Origin of the sequence: Kocuria sp. WN036 (assembly GCF_002287015.1) — a bacterium.
Lineage (GTDB): Bacteria > Actinomycetota > Actinomycetes > Actinomycetales > Micrococcaceae > Kocuria > Kocuria rosea.
Map to the genome: position 1 here is coordinate 50,271 of NZ_NSKF01000008.1, position 15,601 is coordinate 65,871.

The following is a 15,601-nucleotide window of genomic DNA, read 5'->3' on the forward strand; positions in this document are numbered from 1 at the left end:
GTCAGGCCGCGGGGCGCGGCGCCGGGGAGGTCTCGGCGAAGTCCCGCACCGAGGCGCGCTGGGCGTGCTCCGGGGCCGGGGCCCAGGGCCGCTCCGCCTCGGCGACCGCGATGTGCCGGGCCAGCCGGGTCACGTTGACCTCCTGCTGGCGGTTGCGCAGCGCGGAGGTGGCCTGGGTGATCATGAAGATCACCACGAAGCCGTACAGGACGAGGTCGGTGCCGCGTCCGATCCCGAAGAAGTGGGCCACGCCCGTGAGCAGGTCGGGGAAGAAGATGGACAGCGCCGCGAAGACGAAGAAGGCCAGGCCCACCACGCGGCGGATCGCCTGGTGCTTCGCGTTGGCCCCGCCGCGGATCAGGGCGAGCGCGCCGTAGCCCACGGCCAGGATCAGCAGGATCTGGACGGCGTAGATCATCGGACGGCTCTTCCCTTCGATGGTGCGGACTGGGTGCGGACGGGGTGCGGACTACTTGACGAACAGCTCGGCGAGGATGTTCACGCCGTTGAGCAGCGACTGCCCCTTGGACTTCGAGTAGTCCGTGTAGATGATCTCGACCGGGTGCTCGACCCAGCGGGGCCGGATGTCGGCCAGCTGGTTGACGATCTCCGAGGCGTGCGCCATCCGGTTCTGGGTCAGCCGGATCCGGGACAGGGTGCCCCGGTCGATGGCGCGCAGCCCGTTGTGGGCGTCGGAGAGGTCCATGCCGGTGGACAGCTTCGAGAAGAACGCGGCGGTGCGCAGCACGACCCGCTTGAGCGGGGAGATCCGGGTGCGCCCGTCGAGGAAACGGGAGCCGAGCACGACCTCGGCCTCGCCCGAGCGGATCCGCTCGACCATGTCCCACGCGTCGGTCACGCGGTGCTGGCCGTCGGAGTCGAAGGTGACCACGCAGTCCATCCCGGGGTCCTGCAGGGCGTACTCGAAACCGGTCTGCAGCGCCGCGCCCTGCCCGAGGTTGATGGGGTGCTGGACGACGACGGCGCCGGCCTCGGCGCAGATCCGGGCCGAGTCGTCGGAGGATCCGTCGTCGACGCAGACGACGTGCGGGAAGGTCTTCCGGAGCTCCTTCAGCACCTCTCCCACGACGGCCGCCTCGTTGTACACGGGCATGACGATCCACGAACGACTCACCCGGACATTCTCGCACAGCGCGCCGGACCCGCCCGTCAGGTCGGCGGCCGGACCCGGGCCGGCCGCTATGATCGACCCGACCCTTCCCCCCACCGTGAGGACAAGACCGTGCCCGCTGCCAGGCAGAGCCCCGCAGGACCGACGTGCTGACGGACTGGGGACCCCATCTGCCGGCGTTCCTGGTCCTGCTGGCGTTCCTGTGGCTGCCGGGGCTGGCGCTGCTGTGGGCCTTCGGGCAGCGCGGGGGCCGGATCCTGCTGACGGCACCGGTCTTCAGCGTCGCCGTCGTCGGGCTCACGGGCGTGGTCCTGGACCTGGCGGGCATCCCCTACGGCGCGCTCACCCAGGTGGCCGCCGCGGTGGTGCTGGCGGCGCTGGCGTGGCTGGTCGGCCGGCTCCTCCCCCGGGGCGGCCACGCGCCCGGCCAGCACGACGCCGGGGCGGACCCGGCGGAGCGCTCGGGCGGCGCGGGCCGCTGGCTCTTCCCGGCGGGCGCGGCCGCCGGGCTCGCGATCGGGGCGGTGCTGCTGGTGCGCCGGATGGCGTCCGTGATCGGGCACCCGGAGGCGATGGCCCAGCGCTGGGACAACATCTTCCACCTCAACGCCATCCGCTACGTCGTCGAGACCGGCAACGGCTCGACCCTGACCCTGAACCGGATGGTCAGCCCGGAGAGCACCATCGCGCTGTACCCCGCGGCGTGGCACCAGCTGGCGTCCCTCGCGGTGCCCCTGTCCGGGGACAGCGTGCTCGTGGCCCACAACCTGACGCTGCTCGCGGTGGGCGGGCTCGTCTGGCCCGCCTCGTGCATCTTCCTGGTCCGATGCCTCGTCGGCCCGTCCCCCGTCGCGGCCGTGGTCGCCGGCACGGCCGCCGCCGGGTTCAGCGTCTTCCCGCTGGGCCTGATGGCCTGGGGGCCGCTCTTCCCCAACATCCTCGCCCTGGCGCTCGCCCCCGTGTCCCTCGGCCTGCTCGTGCGGCTGCTCGGCCCCGGGGTGAGCGCGGACCGGACGGCGCGCACCCCGGACGCGGCCGGCCGGGTCCGGCTGGCCGCCAGCCTGGTGGTCACCCTCGGCGCGCTGTTCGTCTCCCAGCCCAACGCGTTCCTCGCCCTGCTCGTGGTCGCGGTCCCCCTGGCGGCCACGGCGTGGTGGCTCGGGCTGCGGGCGGCCGCGGGCGCCCGGCGCCGTGGTCCCGCCCTCGGGCTCGTGGCGGTCGCGGTCGTCGTGGTCACCACGTGGCTGCTCCTGTGGAACGTCCTGACCACGTCGTTCGTGTGGGAGCCGTCCACCACCCTGGCGCGGGCGGCCGGCGAGGCTCTGCTCTTCGGCTCCAACGGCCGGGAGGACGTGCCCTGGGTCCTCGTGCTGCTCACCGGGGCGGGAATCTACGCTGCCATCGCCCGGCGGAGACTGCGCTGGCTGGTCATCGCCCATCTGGTGCTCTCGTACCTCTATGCTGTGGCCGCCGCGGGCGAGGAGAGCCCGGTCCGGCAGTGGCTCGTGGGCGGGTGGTACACCGACTCGTACCGCCTCGCGGCCACACTCCCGCTGACGGCCGTACCGCTGATCGCCCTCGGTGCTGCCCATGTGGTGGGCAGCCTGGCCATCGGCATGACGGCACTGGCCTCGTTCACCGGCCGCCCCCGGGCAGGCCGAGCCGCCTATCCCGTCGCAGCGGTCGTGGTGCTGGGTCTCGCGGTGCCCTACTCCCAGGTCGAGTCCCTGACCCAGGCGACCCGATGGGGCAAGCAGTACTACGCATGGGAGGGGCCGGAAAGCATCCTCAACCAGGATGAGTACGCGTTGCTCCAGGACCTCGACGAGCTCACGGAGCCGGGGGACGTCATCGCGGTCAACCCGTGGAACGGTGGCTCCCTGGCGTTCGCGGTCGCCGAGCGGCCCGTCACCCAGTACCACGTCGAGTCACCCGGGGTCGAACTGCGCACGCTGGACCCGGAATTGAACGCCCTGGCCACGGGGATCGCCGACGCCACCCCGGACAGCCGGGCCTGCGCCGCCGCCGAAGAGCTGGACGTGCAGTGGGTCCTGGACTTCGGCACGCAGTTCATCATTCCCGGTGCCCGCCAGGCCGGTGAGTACGCGGACATCAACGCCGTCGACCCGCAGCTCGCGCCCGGTCTTGCGCTGGTCGAGCGCAACGGGCAGGCCGCGCTCTACAAGATCGTCGGCTGCGACGGCGCCTGAGCCTGCCGCGGGATCCCCGTCCTGCGACGGACGACGGGCCGCCCGGTTCCTCGCGGAGCCGGGCGGCCCGTCGTCGTCCGCGGACCGCGGGCAGGGAGGACCGTCAGCCGGCGTTCTCCGCGGCGCGGAACTGCTCGATCACCTCGTCGATGGGCCCGTCGCTGCGGACCCGGCCGTGCTCGATCCACACCCCGCGGTCGCAGACCTTGCGGACCACGTCGAAGTCGTGGCTGACGACCAGCAGCGTCTTGCCCTCCTCGGAGAGCTCCTTGACCCGGCCCAGGCTCTTGCGCTGGAAGGGCTCGTCTCCCACCGAGAGGATCTCGTCGATGATGAAGATGTCCGGGTCGGTGAACACCGCCACGGCGAAGGCCAGGCGCAGGTACATGCCGGACGAGTAGAACTTCACCTCGGTGTCGATGAACTGCTCGATCTCGGAGAACGCCACGATCTGGTCGAACTTCCGGTCGATGTCCTCCTTGGACATGCCGAGGATCGCGCCGTTGAGGTACACGTTGTCGCGGCCGGTGAGGTCGGGGTGGAAGCCGGCGCCGACCTCGATCAGCCCGGCCACGCGCCCGTTGACCGTGAGCGAGCCCCCGTCGGGGCTCATCACGCCGGAGACCAGCTTGAGGAACGTGGACTTCCCGGAGCCGTTGAGCCCCACGAGCGCCACGCTCTCGCCCGGCCGGATGCTGAGGCTGAGGTCCTCGAGGGCGCGGAAGCGGTTGGAGATGTCCTGACGCCGCCCCCGGGCGAGCCACATCACCGTCTCCTTGAGGGAACGGGCGTGGCGGAGCGAGAACTCCTTGGCCAGGTGCTCGGCCACCACGGCGGGCTCGGCCGGCGGGGTGGTGCGGTCGGTGCTCATCGTCACAGCTCCTGCGCGAATCGGCCCTCGAGGCGACGGAACAGCAGGTCGCCCAGGAACATGACGACCGTGACCACCAGCAGCGCCACCGGCGTCCAGAGGGAGAACAGGTGGGGCGGCACCTCGTGGGCGCCGGGGGTGGTGGTCGGCAGCCAGAACGCCGCGTGCGAGAGCTCCACGGCCACGGTCAGGGGGTTCAGCATGAACCCGGCGAACCACACCGGGCCCAGGACGTCCCGGACCATCGTCCACGAGTAGAGCACCGGGGCGGACCACGTGCTGACCATGACGATCAGGTCCACGAAGTTCTCGGCGTCGCGGAAGAACACGTTCGCCGCGCCGAAGAGCATGCCCAGACCGGCCCCCAGCAGACCCACGATCAGCAGCGCCGCGGGCACGGCCAGCAGGGAGATCCACGTGGGCGACCAGCCCACGATGAGGGCGGCCAGGAGCATGACCACCAGCTGCGGCATGAGGTGCACGCCGGCGACCCACACGGACGCCACGGGGAACATCTGCCGGGGCAGGTAGATCTTCTTGATCAGGCTCGCGTTGGCCACGATCGAGCGCGCCGCGTTGCCGAAGGACTCCGAGAAGAAGTTGATCAGGATGATCCCGGAGAACAGGTACACGGCGTAGTTCTCCATCCCCCGCTCCAGGCCCAGGAAGATGCCCAGGGCCACGTAGAAGACGACGAACTGGATCCCCGGCTTGACGTAGGACCACAGCAGCCCGAGGACCGTGCCCCGGTAGCGGATCTGCAGCTCCTTGTCGACCAGCAGCTTCAGCAGGTAGCGCTGACGGAACACCGCCGGCAGCCCCGTCCCGGGGGACGGCCTCCGGACGACCATGGCAGCCGGCATCAGGCGCCGATCTCCGAGTGCTCGCGGAAGGTCGCCTCCCAGGCCGCCATGGAGGTGACCTCCGGCAGCGCGGCCCGGTAGCGGCGGGACAGCTCCGGCCAGCGCAGGGCCAGCTGGGCGTGCAGCCGCAGGGACTCCGCCATCAGGGCGCGGGCCTCCCGGGGCGAGCGCTTGTACCAGGTGTAGCCGGTGCCGTCCGAGGCGGAGACCAGGGCGCTGTCGTAGCGGGCCAGCCGCCACCACCGGGCGTCCTGGTAGGGCAGGTGCACCTGCGGGTGCTGCTCGGCCTGCTCCTGCGGGCGCACGGCGAGGTGGCGCACCACGGCGGTGGTCGCCGAGGTGAGCACCTTCAGCCCGTGCGGGGCGGAGAGCCGCCGGGTCCGCAGGGGCTTGGCCGACGCGACCGTGGGGTAGGCGTCCAGGTCCGCCTCGTAGACGGCGTCGGAGTGCTGGGTCATCATCCGGCGCACGTCGCGGATCCGCTGGGGCAGCAGCTCGTGCAGGGCCTCGGGCCCGGCCAGGACGTCCCGCAGGGCCAGGACCCGGGCCTCCTCCGCGAAGTACTGCATGGACAGCAGGTGCCGCAGGTCCTTGATCCCGTTGCGCCCGAGCACCTCGCCGCCGCGGTCGAACGGGGAGTGCAGCAGGGCGGCCACGAGCTGGTTGCGCTTGTGGAAGTACGCCTGCCAGCTGATGGTGTCGTCCTTGTCCGCCCAGGCCAGGTGCCACACGGCCACGCCGGGCAGGGACACGGTGCGGTAGCCGGCCGCCTTGGCGCGGATGCCGTACTCGACGTCGTCCCACTTGATGAACACGGGCAGCGCCAGGCCGATCTCGCGGACGACCTGCGTGGGGATCAGGCACATCCACCACGCGTTGTAGTCCACCTCGATGCGGCGGTGCATCCACGCGGTGCTGCGCAGGTTGCTGCGGCGGAAGTCGTGGCCGATCTCCACGCCCTCGCCCGCGGGGCCGTACTGGAAGCTGTACGGGTCCATGGCCTCGCCGAAGTTGTGGATCTTCGTCGGGTTGAGCAGGTCGATCATGTGCCCGCCGACCAGCGTGGGCCGCTTGCAGAAGTCGGCGAACACGCTGATCCGGCGCACGGCCTCGGGCTCGATCTCGACGTCGTCGTCCATGAGCAGCACGTAGGTGCTGTCGGCGCGCACGGCCTCGTACATGCCACGGGCGAAGCCGCCGGCCCCGCCCAGGTTGCCCTGGTCGATGACGCGCAGCCGGTCGCCGAAGCGCTCCTGGACCTCGCTGAAGCCCGGCTCGTCGACGACCTTCTGGTTGCCCTGGTCCACAATCACGACCTGCGCGACCTGCGGCAGGTGCTCGCGCTGCTCGTCCAGGAGGCGGGCGTTGGTGAGGCAGTAGGAGGGCTTGTTCATGGTCGTGATCTGGAGGGTCACGGACCCCTCCGTGGTGCCCGTGCCGTCGCCCAGCCACTGGGCGCCCAGGACCTCGAGCTCCTGGTCCGCCGCGGTGGCGTCGAACCAATACCACCCGCCGTCGGCGAAGGCCTTCAGCGGCAGCACGACCTCGGTCAGCCGCTCGGCGCCGGAGACCTCGTGCACCGACACGGGCACGGACTCGCCGCGCGCGTTGGAGCTGTGCACGTTCACCGAGCCGCGGCCCGTGGTGCGCACGCGCAGCACGACCTCGCGCAGGTGGGTGTTGTGCCGCCAGTAGCTGGCCGGGAACGCGTTGAAGTACGTGGCGAAGGACACGGTGCTGCGGGCCGGCACGCGCACGGAGGTGCGGCCGAGGATCGCCACGCCGCTGGCGGCCCCGGCGTCGGAGGCCACGTTGACCACGATCTGGGGCCGCTGCTCCTTCGTGTCCTCCTGCTGGGCGGCGGTGCCCGTGTCCGCCCGGGAGTCCAGGTAGAGGGGCTGGGTCGGGAAACGGTCCTTGGCCGGGAAGACGAGCTCCTGCAGCACCCGGTAGGAGGTGCCCTCGGTGCCGGTCCGTTCGGTGTCCTGGGTCGTCGCGGTCACGCGTCCACTCCCCCGCTCTCGATGGTGGCCCCGCCGGTGAAGTGGGGCTTGAGCTTGTTGTCGACCATGGACAGCGCGGCCCCGATGGCCATGTGCATGTCCAGGTACTTGTAGGTGCCGAGGCGGCCGCCGAACAGGACCTTGTCCTCGCCGCGGGCGAGGTCGCGGTACTTGAGCAGCTTCTCGCGGTCCACCGAGGTGTTGACCGGGTAGTACGGCTCGTCGCCCTTCTCCGCGAAGCGGGAGAACTCGCGCATGATCACCGTGGCGTCCGTGGTGTAGTCCCGCTGCGGGTAGAAGTGGCGGAACTCCAGGATCCGGGTGAAGGGGACGTCGGGGTCCGGGTAGTTGATCACCGGGGCGCCCTGGAAGTCCTCGATCGGCAGGACCTCCTGCTCCAGGTCGATGGTCCGCCACGAGAGGTCGCCCTCGGCGTAGTCGAAGTACCGGTCCACGGGGCCCGTGTAGACGACCGGGACCTGCCCGGAGACGGCGGAGCGGGAGTAGTCGTGGCCCTCGTCGAAGAAGTCGGTGTCCAGCCGGACGTCGATCTTGGGGTGGTCCGCCATGCGCTCGAGCCACGCGGTGTAGCCGTCCACCGGCAGGCCCTCGTACTTGTCGTTGAAGTACCGGTTGTCGTAGGTGTAGCGCACGGGGAGCCGGTTGATGATCGAGGCGGGCAGGTCCTTGGGGTCCGTCTGCCACTGCTTGCCCGTGTAGTGCTTGATGAACGCCTCGTAGAGCGGCCGGCCGATGAGCTGGATGCCCTTGTCGTTGAGGTTCTGCGGGTCCGTCCCCGCGAGCTCCCCGGCCTGCTCCTGGATCAGCGCCCGGGCCTCGGCCGGCGAGTACGCCGCGCGGAAGAACTGGTTGATCGTGCCGAGGTTGATCGGCATGGGGAAGACCTCGTCGTGGTGCCGGGTGTAGACCCGGTGCACGTAGTCCGTGAAGTCGGTGAACCGGTTCACGTAGTCCCAGACCCGCTCGTTGGAGGTGTGGAACAGGTGGGCGCCGTAGCGGTGCACCTCGATCCCGGTCTGGGGCTCGTTCTCCGTGTAGGCGTTGCCACCGATGTGGTGCCGCCGGTCGATGATGGCCACGTCGAGGCCCAGCTCGTTGGCGGCCCTCTCGGCCACGGTCAGGCCGAACAGGCCGGACCCTACGACGACGAGATCTGCGTTCACGGGCTAACTCCTGGGGTTGGTGTCCTGGTGGGCCCGGCCGGCGTCCGGCCGGTGAGGGGGCGGCACGGGCGCGCCGGGCGTGCGCTGCGTACCAAAGTACCTGATCAGTCGGGGAAGCCCTGGAGCAGCCACTCGGCGGCGAGGCGACCGGAGGCCGCCAGGGAGGCGTTCTCGGCCGCCCATGCGGCCCGGCGGCGGCGCTCCCGGTCGTTGTCCTCGGCCAGCGCCGGGTCGAGCCGGCGGTCGAGGGCGGCGATCATGGCCTCGGCCACCGCGTCGGCGTCGTGGTCGACGGCCGCGCCCAGGCCGTTGTCCTGCACGAGCTCGGCCGCGACCCCCGCCCCCGCGTAGACGACCGGCGTCCCGCACGCGGCGGCGGCGTAGATCTTGGTGGGCTTGGTGAAGTCGTAGCCGATGCCCGGGAGCACCGCGCCCAGGGCGGCGACGGCCCCCCGGGTCCACTCCGCGGTCTCGGCGGCGGGACGCAGCCCCTCGAAGAGCACGCTCCCCGGGGCGAGCCGCTCGGCGATCTCCTGGACGCGGTCGATGTCGGAGCCCCTGCCGAAGAAGCGCAGGCAGGCGTCGGGGTGGGCCTCGAGGACGCGGGGCATGGCGCGGACGAAGACGTCGGCGCCCTGCCACTCGGACATCGACCCGGCGTAGACGAAGTAGGGGGCGCCGGGCTCGGCCACCGGTCCGTCGGGGCGGAAGACGTCGGTGTCGATGCCGTTCTCCGCCACGAGCACATTCTCCCAAGCCACGCCCGTGACGGACTGCAGCTCGCGGCCCATGGCCTCGGACACGGTGAGCACGCCCGCGGCCCGCCGGGCCGCGAGGGTCTCCATGACGCGCATGGCCCGCTTCACCGGCGCGGAGACCTCCATCTTCTCGGCGGCGGTGGTCCAGATGTCGGGGGCGTACCAGACGTAGGGACGGCCCCGCAGGAGCGAGGAGACGAGCACGGCCATCCCCGTGGTGGGGGGCGGTTCGCTGACCACGAGGTCGGCCGGGGTGGCCAGCAGCCGGAAGAGGACGGGGACGTCGAAGCTGAGGTACTGGACGATCCCGCGCACGTAGTCGAACCGGTCGCGCAGGACGGGCCACCGGCGCACGTCGTAGGGCTCCGGCTCGATGACGGACCCGGCGGGCGGGCGCGTGGTGAGGACCGTGACCTCCGCCCCCGCCTCGGTCAGGCCACGGGCCAGGGCCCGCAGCCGGAAGGACGCGGCGGCCGGCTCGGGGGCGAAGATGCGGCTGACGATGACGATGCGGCGGGGAGTCACGGGACCACCTGTTCGGAGCTGCTCGACGGGAGGGGACGGAACGGACGAGGGCCGGGCACGACGACGGCGGGCACGGGCGCTCCAACTGTACTGGTCCTGCCCGGCCGTCCCGGGCGGGCGCGCCCCGGGGCCGGGGGGACCGGCCGGGCGGACCCGCTCACCGGACGGTGCGGCTGGTCCACGCCAGCACGCCCGGCCGGAAGAGCAGGACGAGGACGAGGACGGCCGGCACCGCCGTCGCGAGCCCGGGCCCCCACTGCCCCGACCGGAGCAGGGGGTAGGCGAGCACCAGGAGGAAGAGCTGGACCACGAGCGCGGCCGCGCGGGGCCACCGGAAGCCGCGCCAGAGGCCCCGGCCCACGCGCAGCAGCCACAGGGCGCCCCCGGCGAAGACCGCCGCGAGGAAGACCGTTCCGCCCACGGTCAGGGGCTCCTCGAACAGGAGGGACCAGACCAGCCGCAGGGCGGCCCCGGCGAGGACCAGGGCCTCGAGCAGCACCACGCCGGTCAGGACCGCGACCGCGCGGGGCCGGGCGTCCCGGGAGGGGGTGGGCATGGGGTTCTCCTTCCGGCCGGGCGGCGGGCCCCGGCGCTCCCCGCCACCCTAGTCCGCCCGCCGCCGGCGCGGCCTGCCGTGCGGATCGTGCGGCGGCCCGCCCCGGGCGTCCTGTGAGCAACGCCTCACCGACCCGGCTGTGACGCGCCACCCAAAGCCCTTGTCCGCACCCCTCCGGCGTGGGAAGGTGGACGTCAGTTCTTCACAAGGCCCGTGCGAATGGGCCTTTTCTCTTGTCCCGGACGCGGCCGCCGCAGGATCCTTCTGCCCTGCCCCGACGGGACCCACCCTTGAAAGGAGCGATCGCTGACCATGGATTGGCGTAGTCGCGCAGCATGCCTGGAGAAGGATCCCGAGCTGTTCTTCCCCGTGGGCAACACCGGACCTGCTCTCCTGCAGATCGAGGAGGCGAAGGCCGTGTGCCGCAGCTGCCCGGTGATGGACACCTGTCTGCAGTGGGCCCTCGAGTCCGGCCAGGACGCGGGCGTCTGGGGCGGGATGAGCGAGGACGAGCGCCGCGCCCTCAAGCGCCGCGCCGCCCGCGCCCGCCGCGCCTCCTGAGCGCTCCGCTCGCACCGAGGACCGGGAACCCTGCGGGGTCCCGGTCCTCGCCGCTTCCCGGGCCCTCGCCGGATCAGTCGTCGAGGCGGGCGCACACCGTCACCTCGGTGCCCCCGCCCTGCCGCGGTTCCCAGCGGATCCAGCCCCCGAGCTCGCCCGCCACGAGGGTGCGCACGATCTGCATCCCGAGCCCCTCGCCGCCGCCCGCCCTGCGGAAGGCGCCGACCCCGGACTCCTCGATGACCACGTCGCCCATCCCGGCGCCGTCGTCGCTCACCACCACCTCGAGCAGCTGACCGGCGCCGTCCTCGTCCCGCACCCTGGACGCCTCCAGGGTGACCGTGCCGGTCCGCCCGGCGAGGCCGTGCTCGACCGCGTTCGTGACGAGCTCGTTGATCACGAGCGCCAGTGGGGTGGCCAGGCGGGTCGGCAGCTCCCCGAACTCCCCGATGATCCGCGTGTGCACCGTCTGCTCGGGCGCGGCCACCTCCGCCGCGAGCCGGAACTGCCGGGCGATGAGCTCGTCGAAGTCCACGTTCTGCGTGAACCCCTGGGAGAGCGTCTCGTGCACCATCGCGATGGTCGCGACCCGGCGCATGGCCTGCTCCAGCCCGTGCCGCGCCTCGTCCGTGTTCATCCGCCGGGCCTGCAGGCGCAGCAGCGCGGAGACCGTCTGCAGGTTGTTCTTGACGCGGTGGTGGATCTCCCGCACGGTCGCGTCCTTCGAGACGAGCTCCAGGTCCCGGCGGCGCAGCTCGGTGACGTCCCGGCAGAGCAGCACCGCGCCGAGCCGTCCGGACCGGTCCCGCAGCGGGACGGAGCGGAAGTTCACGCTCACGCGCGCGCCCTCCACCTCGCTGCGCCACGCCGTCCGGCCGCTGAGCACGGGGGCGAGGGTCTCGTCCGAGTCCGCCCCCGGCACCAGCACGGGAGGCACGAGGTCCATGAGCCGCTCCCCGAGCAGCTCCCCGTCGATCCCCAGCCGGCGCAGCGCCGACTCCGCGTTGGGCGAGACGTAGGTCACGCGGTCCTCGGCGTCGAGCCGGATAGCGCCGTCCCCGACGCGCGGGGCGCCGCGGCGCGAGCCCGTCGGGGCGGAGAAGTCCGGCCACAGGCCCTCGTTGGCCATCCGCAGCAGCGCGTCGGCGGTCTCGCGGTAGACGATCTCCTGCCGGGAGACCACCTGACCCGGTGCCCGTCCGGCGTGCAGGGTCAGCAGGGCGAGCGTCCGCCCCTTGCGCACGAGCGGGACCACCTTGACCGGGCCGGAGGCGCCGGCCCCCTCCCCCGACGGGCGCACCCGCTCGATCCGCCGGCCGACCCAGGCGGCCCGCAGGGGCCCGCTCAGCTCGTCGGGCAGCAGCTCGCCCACCATGTCCTTGTGGAAGACCGTGGGACCCGTCGCCGGCCGCACGTGGGCGAGCACCCGGAACGAGCTGCCGGGGGCCGGCATGCCTCGCCCGTTGCCGCTGCCCGCGGCCGGGATGTAGTCGGCCGGGAAGCTGAGGATCAGATCGCCGAAGGCGAGGTCGGAGATGAGCTGCCAGTCCCCCACGAGCAGGTGGAGCCACTCGTAGTCCCCGGGCCCGAAGTCCTTGGTGTCCCTGAGCGGTTCCGTGAACGCCACGTCGCCTCCGGTGGTCGCAGGTGGGGAGGGGCCGGACGGCGCCCCCGCGATCAGCGCCGCAGCCAGGCCCCGATCCTGCCGCCCAGCCTAGTACCGCGCACGAGCGGGTCCTCGTCCGCCCCCGCCTCCCCGGGCTCGGCGAGCACCCGGCCGGCCAGCTCCCGGAGCGCGGCCCGCACGGAGGATCCCGCCGCGGTCTCCGCGAGGACGGCCCCGGCCAGCAGCGCCTCGTCGCAGGTCTCCGGGTCCCACGGCACGAACAGCTCGACCGACGGGCCGGAGCCGAACCGCGCCCACGCCTCCCGGACCCCCAGCTCGGGTGAGCGTCCCGCCGCCGAGCGGCGCAGCTTGTTGACGGCGACGACGAGCCGGGCCCCGGGCGCGGCCGCGGCGACGTCCGGCAGCGCCTTCAGCAGCCTCGGCACGCCGATGGTGTCCGCGGCGCCGACTGCCACCACCACGTCGGCGCGCTCCAGGACCGTGAGGGCCGCCGCGTGCCGGCGGGGAGCCATGGTGTCGACGGTGAGCTCCTCGTCGGCCTCCAGCGCGAAGCCGCAGTCCACCACCGTGGTGCCGAACTCCTGCACCGAGCGCTCCAGCACCGCCGCCACGGCGCTCGAGCGCAGCTCCGGCCAGCGGTCCTGACGGGTCAGCCCCGTGAGCACCCGGACGGTGCGCCCGGCGACGGCCACGTCGGCGGCCGTCCGCCGCAGGTTCGCCCCGTCCAGCCGCCCCTGGTCGGCGAGCCGGCACGCCTGGGCGAGACCCGCCGCCTCGTCCAGCATCCCGAGGGCCGCGGCCACCGAGGGTCCGTAGGTGTCCGCGTCGACGAGTGCGGTGTCCTGCCCCAGGAGCGCGAGCTCCGCGGCGAGGTTGACGGCCACCGTGGTCCGGCCCGGTGCTCCGGTGGGCCCCCACACCGCCACGATCCGCCCGGCGCCGCGGGGTGCCGGGGACTCGGCGCCGTCGCCGTCCTCCTCCTGCGGGTGCCCGCCGGCCGCGGGGGCGGGGGCGGGGGCGCCGGGCACGGCGGCGGTTCCGTCGGCGCGGCCCGCTGCGACGACGTCGGCGTAGCCCACCCCGCTCGGTGCGCCCGACGCGGCGGCGACGGCCTCCTCGACGAGGCGGGCGGCGTCCTCGGGGGCCGCCCGCTCCGGGACGACCACGGCGCCGAGACCGGCGAGGCGGCGGTGGTCGTGGCCCTCCAGCACCAGCAGCGCCGCGCCGCCGAGCCGGATCTGCTCGAGCAGGCTCGCCGTGAGGTCCTCGGCGCCCTCCGCCACGAGGGCGGCCCGGCCGAGTCCGGCGCGCGCCGCGGCCAGCAGCTCCGTGAGGTCGAGGCATCGGCGGACCACCGTGACCGGTCCGTGCAGCCGTTCGATGCCGTCGACGAGGGGCCAGGTGGAGACCCCCAGGGCCATGACCGGGAGGACCATCACCGGCCGCCCGCGGGATTCCACACGAGCGTGACGCGGGCGTCGTTGCCGAGCGCGTCCACGAGCTCCTCCATCGGGTCCTCCTCGACCAGGACGTGCACCACGGTGCCGCGGCCCGCGCCGAGGGCGGTCTGCTCCGTCTGCACGCCGGCGATCTCGGCCGCCGGGAGCAGCAGGCGGGCCGGCTCGTGGCCGCGGCCGGAGGGCTTCTGGGCGGCGACCCAGACGTCCACGCGCGTTCCCGCCCCGGCGTCCTGGGGCAGCGGATGGTCCACCGGGACGGCGACCGGCTTGCGGTCCAGCCGGTCCGCGGTGCCCAGCGCGGACCCTGGCAGCAGCTGGCCCGCCGGGATCCGCTGCGTCGCGACCGTGCCCGGCCCCGGTGCCGCGTCCGCAGGGACGTAGAGGTCCGCCGCGTCCTGCAGCCGGACGTCGACGGCCACCAGGTCCTCCCCGGTCACGTCCTGGCCGACCTCGATGTCCCGGGCGGCCGCCAGGTAGGGGTCCGTGCGGTTCGTGGCGGTGACCACGGCGGTCACCCCGGCGACGGAGAGCAGCACGAGCAGCAGCCCGGTGAGCAGCCTCGGGTCCCGCCAGGTCGGTCTCCGGAACCGGGCCGACGGGGCGTCCGTGCCCCTGACCGTGCCGCTCATCGGCGACCGCCTCTCTCGTTGCCCGCACGGCCGTGGGGACCGTGCTCGTGGCCCACATTCTGCCCGCGGCCGTAGTGCCCCGGGAACCGGTCGGTGCACAACTGGGGACAGGAGGCGCGCCCCGGCCACCCGTGCCCGCCCGGGGCGGGCGGTGGCGACGCCGCATGTGGACGGGGAGCCGTTGCGCCTCTTCGGTGGCAGACTGGAACGGGAGAGCAACCACGAGCAAGGAGGCGGAGGATGGCGCAGCAGCGCTTCCTGACCTTGGCGGACGTCGCCGAGATCCTCAACATCTCGGCGACGCAGGCGAGGGCTCTCGTGCGCAGCGGGGAGCTGCCCGCCATCCAGGTGGGCGGCCGCGGCCAGTGGCGCGTCGAGACCGCCAAGCTGGAGGAGTACATCGCCCGCGGCTACGAGCGGACGGCGGAGGCGGTGCGCTCGGGCGCGCTCGACTGATCCACCGGGACGCCGCCGCCGACCGTCTCACCCCGCCGTGAGCGAGGAGACGCAGACCAGCGCGGGGAACGGCACGGCGCGCAGCGCGGTCACGCTGCCCCGTCTGCGGTAGTCGTCGTCGGGGTGCAGGGCCAGGTCGAAGAAGTCCGCGCCCACCTGGTCGACCGTCCCCTCGAGCTCGCCCAGCGGTCCACCGCCGGCGAGCCGGATCCGCACCCCGGCCCTGGCCCGGGCCAGGGCGCGCAGCGCGTGCCCCAGGCCGAGCCGCAGGGCCAGCGGGTCGTCACCGGGCGCCCACCCCCGGCCGAGGGACTCCCACCACAGGACGGCTCCCAGCGGCACCAGGTGCTCGGTGCCCCGGTCCTCGAGGACGACCCAGCCGGCGCCCACCGTGCGCACCCGGCCCTCGAGCGGGACGGCACCGGTGAGCAGGGCCCGAACGGGTTCGCCCTGCCGAAGGCGCAGCCGGTCGGTCAGGCGCACCCGGGAGTACTCCGCGCGGGCCTGCTCCGCCGCCTCCTCCTCCACGCCCTGCTGGTGCGCGGAGGCCAGCTGCGCCTCCAGGTCCGCGAACAGCTGCTCCCAGCGCACTGCAGGGCCTCCCCTTCCGGCTCCCGGGCCGTCCGGTCGCGCAGGGCCTCAACGTAGGCGTCCGCCCTGCCCTCGTCAAGGAACGTCATGTCCACCGCGGGCCGCTGAGACCTTTACACCGGCACCCAGGGGGTGCTAGCAATGCTTAACGACGTCAAACAGCAACAAATGCTGT

15 protein-coding genes are annotated in these 15,601 nt (G+C 73.1%); 3 read left to right on the forward strand and 12 right to left on the reverse strand.

All coding sequences use genetic code 11. The features are described from left to right. Position 1: 1 nt before the first annotated feature. Both CK505_RS07075 and CK505_RS07080 read right to left on the reverse strand, forming a co-directional pair. Positions 2-418, reverse strand: coding sequence for a DUF2304 domain-containing protein (locus CK505_RS07075; protein WP_095650615.1), 417 nt, complete (start codon positions 416-418; stop codon positions 2-4). Positions 419-469: 51 nt separating this feature from the next. Further along, positions 470-1,135, reverse strand: coding sequence for a glycosyltransferase family 2 protein (locus CK505_RS07080; RefSeq protein ID WP_229588149.1), 666 nt, complete (start codon positions 1,133-1,135; stop codon positions 470-472). 143 nt (positions 1,136-1,278) lie between these two features. Here CK505_RS07080 and CK505_RS07085 point away from each other — a divergent pair, with 143 nt between their 5' ends. Further along, positions 1,279-3,342, forward strand: coding sequence for a DUF6541 family protein (locus CK505_RS07085; protein WP_095650616.1), 2,064 nt, complete (start codon positions 1,279-1,281; stop codon positions 3,340-3,342). A 103-nt stretch (positions 3,343-3,445) separates the two neighbouring features. On the opposite strand, the gene CK505_RS07090 is transcribed toward CK505_RS07085, so the two are convergent. From CK505_RS07090 to CK505_RS07115, 6 genes are all read right to left on the reverse strand, one after another. Then, complete coding sequence (locus CK505_RS07090) at positions 3,446-4,213, reverse strand: ABC transporter ATP-binding protein (protein ID WP_051063783.1); 768 nt, start codon at positions 4,211-4,213, stop codon at positions 3,446-3,448. Between the two features lie 2 nt (positions 4,214-4,215). After that, on the reverse strand, positions 4,216-5,064 hold the full coding sequence (locus CK505_RS07095) for an ABC transporter permease (protein WP_255250905.1): 849 nt from the start codon (positions 5,062-5,064) through the stop codon (positions 4,216-4,218). Between the two features lie 11 nt (positions 5,065-5,075). Continuing rightward, a complete protein-coding gene (locus CK505_RS07100; RefSeq protein ID WP_095650618.1) occupies positions 5,076-7,079 on the reverse strand; it encodes a glycosyltransferase in 2,004 nt (667 codons plus the stop codon). After that, positions 7,076-8,263 (reverse strand): UDP-galactopyranose mutase, encoded by a 1,188-nt coding sequence (glf, locus tag CK505_RS07105; protein WP_017833639.1) that lies wholly within the window; start codon positions 8,261-8,263, stop codon positions 7,076-7,078. The genes CK505_RS07100 and glf overlap by 4 nt, the downstream gene beginning before the upstream one ends. 104 nt (positions 8,264-8,367) lie before the next feature. Next, the gene (locus CK505_RS07110; protein ID WP_095650619.1) at positions 8,368-9,546 is read right to left on the reverse strand and encodes a glycosyltransferase family 4 protein; all 1,179 of its coding nucleotides are present in this window, start codon (positions 9,544-9,546) and stop codon (positions 8,368-8,370) included. Positions 9,547-9,703: 157 nt separating this feature from the next. Continuing rightward, entirely contained in the window at positions 9,704-10,102 is a 399-nt protein-coding gene (locus CK505_RS07115; protein ID WP_017833637.1) for a hypothetical protein, read from the reverse strand. A 312-nt stretch (positions 10,103-10,414) separates the two neighbouring features. On the opposite strand from CK505_RS07115, the gene CK505_RS07120 reads away from it, so the two are divergent. Then, complete coding sequence (locus CK505_RS07120; RefSeq protein WP_017833636.1) at positions 10,415-10,663, forward strand: WhiB family transcriptional regulator; 249 nt, start codon at positions 10,415-10,417, stop codon at positions 10,661-10,663. A 73-nt stretch (positions 10,664-10,736) separates the two neighbouring features. On the opposite strand, the gene CK505_RS07125 is transcribed toward CK505_RS07120, so the two are convergent. The 3 genes from CK505_RS07125 to CK505_RS07135 are packed head-to-tail and all read right to left on the reverse strand — an operon-like array spanning position 10,737 to position 14,379. After that, positions 10,737-12,290, reverse strand: coding sequence for a sensor histidine kinase (locus tag CK505_RS07125; protein ID WP_095650620.1), 1,554 nt, complete (start codon positions 12,288-12,290; stop codon positions 10,737-10,739). 50 nt (positions 12,291-12,340) lie between these two features. Continuing rightward, positions 12,341-13,726: a P-loop NTPase gene (locus CK505_RS07130; protein ID WP_095650644.1), complete on the reverse strand. Its 1,386-nt coding sequence runs from the start codon at positions 13,724-13,726 to the stop codon at positions 12,341-12,343. After that, entirely contained in the window at positions 13,726-14,379 is a 654-nt protein-coding gene (locus tag CK505_RS07135) for an SAF domain-containing protein (protein ID WP_017833633.1), read from the reverse strand. The genes CK505_RS07130 and CK505_RS07135 overlap by 1 nt, the downstream gene beginning before the upstream one ends. 240 nt (positions 14,380-14,619) lie before the next feature. Between CK505_RS07135 and CK505_RS07140 the strand changes: the two genes are divergently transcribed. Then, positions 14,620-14,835: a helix-turn-helix domain-containing protein gene (locus tag CK505_RS07140; protein ID WP_017833632.1), complete on the forward strand. Its 216-nt coding sequence runs from the start codon at positions 14,620-14,622 to the stop codon at positions 14,833-14,835. Positions 14,836-14,862: 27 nt separating this feature from the next. On the opposite strand, the gene CK505_RS07145 is transcribed toward CK505_RS07140, so the two are convergent. Beyond that, on the reverse strand, positions 14,863-15,426 hold the full coding sequence (locus tag CK505_RS07145) for a hypothetical protein (RefSeq protein ID WP_017833631.1): 564 nt from the start codon (positions 15,424-15,426) through the stop codon (positions 14,863-14,865). Positions 15,427-15,601: the final 175 nt, after the last annotated feature.

Coding starts and splice junctions, on each gene's coding strand:
- CK505_RS07120 (WP_017833636.1), top strand. CDS start 10,415: ATGGATTGGCGTAGTCGCGCAGCATGCCTGGAGAAGGATCCCGAGCTG.
- CK505_RS07130 (WP_095650644.1), bottom strand. CDS start 13,726: ATGGTCCTCCCGGTCATGGCCCTGGGGGTCTCCACCTGGCCCCTCGTC.
- CK505_RS07140 (WP_017833632.1), top strand. CDS start 14,620: ATGGCGCAGCAGCGCTTCCTGACCTTGGCGGACGTCGCCGAGATCCTC.
- CK505_RS07075 (WP_095650615.1), bottom strand. CDS start 418: ATGATCTACGCCGTCCAGATCCTGCTGATCCTGGCCGTGGGCTACGGC.
- CK505_RS07135 (WP_017833633.1), bottom strand. CDS start 14,379: ATGAGCGGCACGGTCAGGGGCACGGACGCCCCGTCGGCCCGGTTCCGG.
- CK505_RS07115 (WP_017833637.1), bottom strand. CDS start 10,102: ATGCCCACCCCCTCCCGGGACGCCCGGCCCCGCGCGGTCGCGGTCCTG.
- CK505_RS07095 (WP_255250905.1), bottom strand. CDS start 5,064: ATGGTCGTCCGGAGGCCGTCCCCCGGGACGGGGCTGCCGGCGGTGTTC.
- CK505_RS07090 (WP_051063783.1), bottom strand. CDS start 4,213: ATGAGCACCGACCGCACCACCCCGCCGGCCGAGCCCGCCGTGGTGGCC.